This is a genomic window from Neisseria sp. HMSC070A01 (genome assembly GCF_001810165.1).
Taxonomy (GTDB): Bacteria; Pseudomonadota; Gammaproteobacteria; order Burkholderiales; family Neisseriaceae; genus Neisseria.
In genome coordinates, this window is record NZ_KV800134.1 from 1 (window position 1) to 7,184 (window position 7,184).

Annotated in this window: 4 protein-coding genes; 1 reads left to right on the forward strand and 3 read right to left on the reverse strand. The window is 46.1% G+C overall.

The genetic code is table 11. The annotated features are described in order from the left end of the window. A partial coding sequence (locus tag HMPREF2711_RS11075) for an ESPR-type extended signal peptide-containing protein (RefSeq protein ID WP_283118296.1) occupies positions 1 to 3,140 on the reverse strand: 3,140 nt, incomplete at its 3' end. A 566-nt stretch (positions 3,141 to 3,706) separates the two neighbouring features. Continuing rightward, positions 3,707 to 4,327 (reverse strand): L-threonylcarbamoyladenylate synthase, encoded by a 621-nt coding sequence (locus HMPREF2711_RS10625; protein WP_036491940.1) that lies wholly within the window; start codon positions 4,325 to 4,327, stop codon positions 3,707 to 3,709. A 211-nt stretch (positions 4,328 to 4,538) separates the two neighbouring features. Between HMPREF2711_RS10625 and dusA the strand changes: the two genes are divergently transcribed. Continuing rightward, complete coding sequence (gene dusA / locus HMPREF2711_RS10630; RefSeq protein ID WP_141745677.1) at positions 4,539 to 5,549, forward strand: tRNA dihydrouridine(20/20a) synthase DusA; 1,011 nt, start codon at positions 4,539 to 4,541, stop codon at positions 5,547 to 5,549. 237 nt (positions 5,550 to 5,786) lie between these two features. Here dusA and HMPREF2711_RS10635 read toward each other — a convergent pair. Then, positions 5,787 to 7,184, reverse strand: a 1,398-nt coding sequence (locus HMPREF2711_RS10635; protein WP_210396698.1) for a YadA family autotransporter adhesin, incomplete at its 5' end; no start/stop codon positions are given.

Genomic DNA, 7,184 nt, shown 5'->3' on the forward strand with positions numbered 1-7,184 from the left:
CTGCCGCTGTCGCCGTTGAAGGTCAGGCCTTTAGTGTCAACGGTAGTTTTGGCGTCTACGCCTTTTTGGATATTATCTTTAGTACTTTGAGCGAGATCGATACTGTAATCAGTTGTTACTGCACCATCGGTTGCGGTTGTAGCATTGGAAGTCAAATTCAAAGCATTGGAAACTTGTACCGTTGCTTTATCTGCGCTGACGGTATAAGTGGTTTCTTTGCCTGAAGTTGTCTTATTGACATGCGTATTGCTGCCTGCCGCTACATTGGTTGTGGTTTTGGCATTATTGATGGCATTGGCTACATCGCCGGCAGTCGCCACACCGGCAGTCGGTGCGGACACCGTGCCATTATTATCGACAGACAATGTGCCTTGAGTGACATTAATTTGAACTTTTGACGCATTTTCGCCATCGGTGACCGCAACGGTCGTCAAGTTGCCATTGGCGTAGTTGACTGTACCGTTGTTGTTGATACGGGATTTGTCTGTGCCATTTTGTTGGATATTGTGTCCAACATTGTTCATAACTGTATACAGTTGGCTACCGTTGACCGCATCGGTCGAAGTGGCGGAAATACGGCCTGCAGCGACATTGTGAATTTGGCGTTCATTACCTGCGCTGCCTACAGAAACCGCGCCTGTTTTGGCGGATGAAGAAGCTGCATAGCTGACGTTGGTTACCGCACCGCTATCGTTTTTGAATGTCGCATTTTTAGCTGTTGCGTCAAAATTATTGGCCGCACCGACAGCACCATTGCCCAAAGCAACAGAGCTACCAACCGTAGTTGTCGCACCATTACCCAACGCAACTGAATCGCTTCCAGTTGCTTTTGCATTATTACCACCGGCAAAACTACTATGTCCGGCTGCTTGGGCTGAAGAACCAATAGCGGTGGAATAAAGGCCTGAACTGTTTGCCTGCTTACCAATGGCAATAGAATAAGATTGAGCAGTCTGCGCCTGATGACCAATAGCAACAGAATCATCACCGACTGCATTTGACAAATAGCCCATTGCCGTACCGTTATTTTGTGCCGCTGCCCTTGCACCGACAACGGTTGCATTTTCGTAATTGGCTCTACTGTGTGCACCGACGACTATAGAGTAATTGCGATCATTTTCTGTATTCAAACCTATGGCGATAGAACCCGTACCGCGGGAATTGGCATTAGAGCCTAAGGCAACAGCACCCACAGTTCCAGAAGTTACAGTTGCATTTGGGCCAACGGCAACAGAAGACGAACCAAGTACGTTGGCATTATGACCTAAAGAAACACTACCCGTCGCACCAGTGCTTGTTGCCGCATTCGGTCCGATGGCAATCGAATTGGTTGCTTTTGCACCGTCATTGTTCCAGTTTTTCGTACCGTCAGTTTTGCCTTCTTCTGACTTAACAGAAAAATAACGAACGCGTTCAAGCGCATTCAATACGCCATAAAGTTGAGAGCCGTTGATGGCATCAGTAGAAGTAGCAGAAATATCGCCAGGGGATACATTGATAATTTGGCGTTCGTAACCTTGAGAACCAACAGACACAACATCACCGGCATCGGTAGTTTGACCGCCTGCCCAAGTGTAGGTTACACCCATAATTTCGCGTTGAACGTATGCCCGACCTTCTTTATCGGTTTTAGAAGCCGTACCCAAAGCCACAGAGTTCAGCAAAGTTGCTTTTGCACCTGTACCCAAAGCTACACCACCAAAGGCAGTGGCTTGAGATTTAGTACCAATAGCCAGAGACAAATCGGCAGATGAATTAGACTGCACACCTAATGCAACAGAACCTTGACCGGCAATGGTATTACCATAAACCCCGCTATTCATTGTATCTCCGGTCATTTCTTTATAGATATCCCGCAGATTTTTACCACGTAGCGCATATTCACCAACTTTCGCACCTTGGGCATTGTATTTGATGAATTTGTCCGTTGCGCTGCCTGAATATTGGGTACCACCAACACTATCAAGGTCATCACCACCCACCGAGATAGATGAATTACCCTCAGCTACAACATTACCACCAACCGCAATAGATTGGTCACCCTTTGCCCACGCGCCCTCAGGTCTGCCCTGTGCATCGACACGGTTACCTGAACCAATAGCAATAGCCTGAGTTATCTTAGGACTACTTGAATCGCCTACTCGAGCCGTATTACCAATAGCAATATTATTGTGAGTTAAACCCGGGTGCATAATGTTTTGGGAAAGAACCCCAGATGCACGTCCAATAGCAATCGTACCAAGGCCGGTTGCATTCGCGTCTGTACCAAGTGCAATAGCACTTGATAGCGCACTACCCGAACTTGGAGAATTTGCCACTGCACTTTTACCGATGGCAATGGTATTTCCAGTTTGAGCTTGGGTTGAATTACCTATAGCGATAGACTCACTTTGATAACCCACTGCATTGGTACCGATTGCAATGGCATTTTGCGCATTGGCTGCAGCCTGACTGCCGCTGCCAATCGCAATGCCGTCTTGACCTCTTGACGTGCTGGATTTGCCCAAAGCCATTGAGCCAATACCATAAGCCTGAGCTGAATTACCAAGTGCTGTGGTATCGATATTATTAGCAAGTGCATTCTTACCTACCGCTGTCGCTTGCGTACCATTTGCTTTGGAATCTGCACCCAATGCTGTTGAATCTGTAGAAACAGCATTAGCACTTTTACCTATCGCTGTTGCATGTGAACTACTTGCACTTGTATCTGCACCCATCGCAACAGCATGATTTTGAGTAGCCTTGGCATTTGTACCAACAGCAAGACTGTTATTATGTGTTGCATTTGCACTCGTACCTACCGCAACTGCACCATTAGCCGTGGCATTGGCTGATGCTCCTACTGACAGAGCACCAATACCGGTCGCTGTTGCACCGCTGACCGCAGTAGCACTGGTTACAGCATCAAATTCAATTTTTCCTCGTACTGCAGTTGCCGCATACGAATTACCCGCACCCAAAAGAGCTGCCGAAATCACTGTCAATCTAAAAACTGTCGCGATACCATTTTTACCGGATTCAGCAGATACTTCTGTACTGTTTTGTTCGGCAGATGATTTCACACGGCCTTTGGCCAATTCGGAAGTTACGACGAAAGATTGAATCGTACGGTTCCAAACAACTTTAAATATCTTATTCATTGGTGTGTCTTTCTCTTTTTATGATGGGTAAAAGCGTGAGTATGAACATGACGCTACTTTAAGAATTTATGCGGAGGTTTCCCAGCAAAATGCTTATCTCAAGCTGACGTTTATTGTCACTTTGAGACAAAATTTAGGTCTTTGACTATCTCGCAACGGTATAGTATTTCATACTTACAAAATATCCGCTAGTCCAAAATATCAACCGATTATCTTTAATTTTTAAATAAAATCATGGCGCTTGAACAGAAAAACCAATCATCAAAAGTTCTCCGGCCATGTTTTTATTAATAAGCGTAATGTTGTATTCCGTCGACAAGTCATCAGCAAACACAGTAATCATGCAAGCCACGTGCCAATTACTTGGAATTTTATTTAAAATAAATTGTTTTCTAAAAAATGGAAAAGGCCGTCTGAAAGATTTCAGACGGCCTTTGCTGAAATGATTTTGAACAATTGCTTAATTGAATAATTTGGTTTTTAAGCTATCAATAAAATCGGCAATATGCGTTTAATACATAATAGGAAGGATACGCATATCCCTACTTATACAGACGCGGATAGCTTTACAAACCGAATACGGCAATATCGCCCTTACCTTGACGAATCAGCTCGGTGCCATCGGTCATATCGATAACCGTCGTCGGCTCAGTACCGCACCAGCCGCCATCGATAACCAGATCGACAGCATGCTCAAGACGGTCTCGAATTTCGTATGGATCGGTCAACGGCTCTTCGTCTTCGGGCAGCATAAGGGTGCAACTTAAAATAGGTTCACCCAATTCTTGCAAAAGTGCCAAGGCAGTGGCGTTATCAGGAACACGCAGGCCGATGGTTTTACGTTTGGGGTGAAGCGTGCGATTGGGCACTTCTTTGGTTGCCTGTAGGATAAAGGTGTAGCTGCCGGGCGTAGCTGCTTTGAGCTGGCGGAATTGGGCATTATCTACTTTGGCGTAAGTCCCCAATTCGCTCAAATCGGCACACATCAAAGTCAGATGGTGTTTTTGATCGATTTTACGAATCGCGAGAATGCGCTCCATCGCATTTTTGTCGCCGAGTTTGCAACCCAGCGCGTAGCAGGAGTCTGTAGGGTAAACGATAACGCCGCCACTGCGGACAATGTCGGCGGCTTGTTTGATGAGGCGGTCTTGGGGATTATCGGGATGGATGGCGAAAAATTGTGCCATGTTTTTTTTCCTTATCATTCTAATGGTTTGTTGTTTGACATTTTAAAACTTATTTGGCCGTCTGAATATTGGATTTCCACCACCATGAATGGATTTAGCCTTAGCTACAACACGGCTGACCCAGTGATACCTTATATATAATTTTGATTTACCGGCCGATATCGAAAGTCAATTTAATACACTATATAATGCGTTATTTTGTTTGAAAGCCATCTCAATGTCTGCTTCTTCCCTACCTTCCCGCCGTTTGTCTGTTGCCCCCATGCTCGATTGGACAGACCGACACTATCGCTTTATGGCGCGACAAATTACACGCAATGCTTGGCTTTATAGCGAAATGGTCAATTCAGGCGCGGTGGTTTACGGAGATAAAGACCGCTTTTTGAGTTTCAACGAAGGCGAGCAACCGGTAGCTTTACAGCTTGGCGGTTCAGATCCGCATGACTTGGCAATCGCTGCCAAAGCAGCTGAGACGTATGGCTATAATGAAGTCAACCTAAATTGCGGCTGCCCCAGCCCACGCGTTCAAAAAGGCGCTTTCGGCGCTTGCTTGATGAATGATGTAGATTTGGTGGTAGATTGTTTGAACGCGATGCAGGATGCAGTTGAAATTCCGGTAACGGTCAAACACCGCATCGGCGTAGACAGACAAACAGAATATCAAGTCGTGGCAGATTTTGTGGGAACACTTCGCGAAAAAACAGCCTGCCGCACATTTATCGTCCATGCGCGCAATGCTTGGCTGGACGGTTTATCCCCGAAAGAAAACCGCGAAGTCCCGCCACTCAAATATGAATACGTGTACCGCTTAAAACAAGAATTTCCAGACTTAGAAATTTTGATTAACGGCGGTATTACCACCAACGAAGAAATCGCCGAACACTTAAAATTTGTCGATGGCGTCATGATCGGGCGCGAGGCTTATCACAATCCAATGCTGATGCGTGATTGGGATGCACTGTTTTACAACGACGCACACGCACCAATCCAATACGCAGATTTAGCGGCTTGGCTATACGCATACAGTCGCGAACAAATCGCTTCAGGACGCGGCACCATCCTGCGCCACATCGTCCGCCACGCACTAGGCTTAATGCACGGCCTAAAAAATGCCCGCACTTGGCGCCGTATGCTCTCAGATGCTACTTTGCTGAAAGACAACGACGGCAGCCTGATTCTAGACGCATGGAAAGAAGTCGAACGCGCAAATATTTGGGATTAATGGCATATAGTGCGAATAAAAGAAAGGCCGTCTGAAGCATCCAATGATGTTTCAGACGGCCTTTTGAATTGCAACAGACTGCTAAAGATATATTCATTTATCTTTGGCTACTGTCCTGATTAATTCATCAAATAAATTCAAAACATAATCTAAGCATAAAAAAATGCGGCCTAAATAGGCCGCATTTACTTTGCTTCGTCTTTTCAGACGGCCTTTTCAGGCCGTCTGAAAGTCAGATTACCATTGGTAACCAACTGCTGCAGTAGCACCGAAGTGACCACGTGAGTTGCCGGAAGCAGTACCTTTGATGATCCAGTTACCACCATCGGAGATGCTAGAGAAGCCGACAGCGTAACCGGTTTCACCGCGGTAGTGACCGCCACCGATAGCCAACATGCTCTTACCTGGCAAGTAAGCTTGTGGCAGACCGGCAGTAGCCAAGGCTTGAGCCACACCTGCGCGGGCGTTGTTGTCAACCTTGTTCACATTGCTGTTCACATCGCCGAATTTTTGGTTCAGCTGGTCAACGTTAACCGCATCGGTACCGTTTTTACCTGGAGCAACATTTTTAATAGTAGTGTTGCCGGCATCGATACCACCTTGGTTGATGGTTACAGGACCTGCTTTCAGTTCGTTAGTAGTAACACTGTTAACGGTCAGATCAGGGTTCAAGCTGACTTTCAGCGCATCGCCGTCTTTCTTAACGAAGATGTTTTGAACTTCTTTCTCTGAAGTCTTACCGGTTGCTTTGTCGAATACTTGAACTTTAGTACCCGCATCACCTTTAATCTGAATAGTGTTATTCAGTGGTTTGGTGATTTCAGCACTGTCCTCATCACGCAGACCGAACTTGCCATCAGCATCTTTACCGTCTTTACCATCTCTAATGATGGTAGTAGTGGTATTACCGTTACCGTCTTTGATGGTTACAGTATGGTCGCCTTTGCCTGTAGTTTCAACTTTAGCTTCAGCGTTCTTACCGTCTTCACCTTTAGCACCGGTAGCGCCAGTTGCACCGTCTTTAACGATGGTGGTAGTGGTTTTACCTTCGCCATCAGTAATGGTTACAGTATGAGTACCATCTTTGTTGTCTTCAACAACAGCTTTGGCATTCTTACCGTCTTTAACGATAGTGGTGGTGGTTTCACCGTCACCATCAGTAATGGTTACAGTATGAGTGCCATCTTTGTTGTCTTTAACAGCAGCTTTGGCATTCTTACCATCTTCACCTTTAGCGCCAGTAGCACCGGTATCACCTTTGTCACCTTTATCGCCTTGGACGCCTTTATCGCCTGGGTCACCTTTGTCACCTTTAGGACCGGTTGCACCGTCTTTAACGACAGTAGTAGTGGTGTTACCGTTACCGTCTTTGATGGTTACAGTATGGGTACCGTCGCCGTTGTCTTTAACGTCGGCTTCAGCGTTCTTACCGTCTGCACCGGTGTCACCTTTAGCACCAGTTGCACCGTCTTTAACGATGGTAGTAGTGGTGTTACCGTTACCGTCTTTGATGGTTACAGTATGGGTACCGTCGCCGTTGTCTTTAACGTCGGCTTCAGCATTCTTACCGTCGGCACCAGTAGCACCATCTTTAACGATAGTAGTAGTAGTTTTACCGTCACCGTCAACGATGGT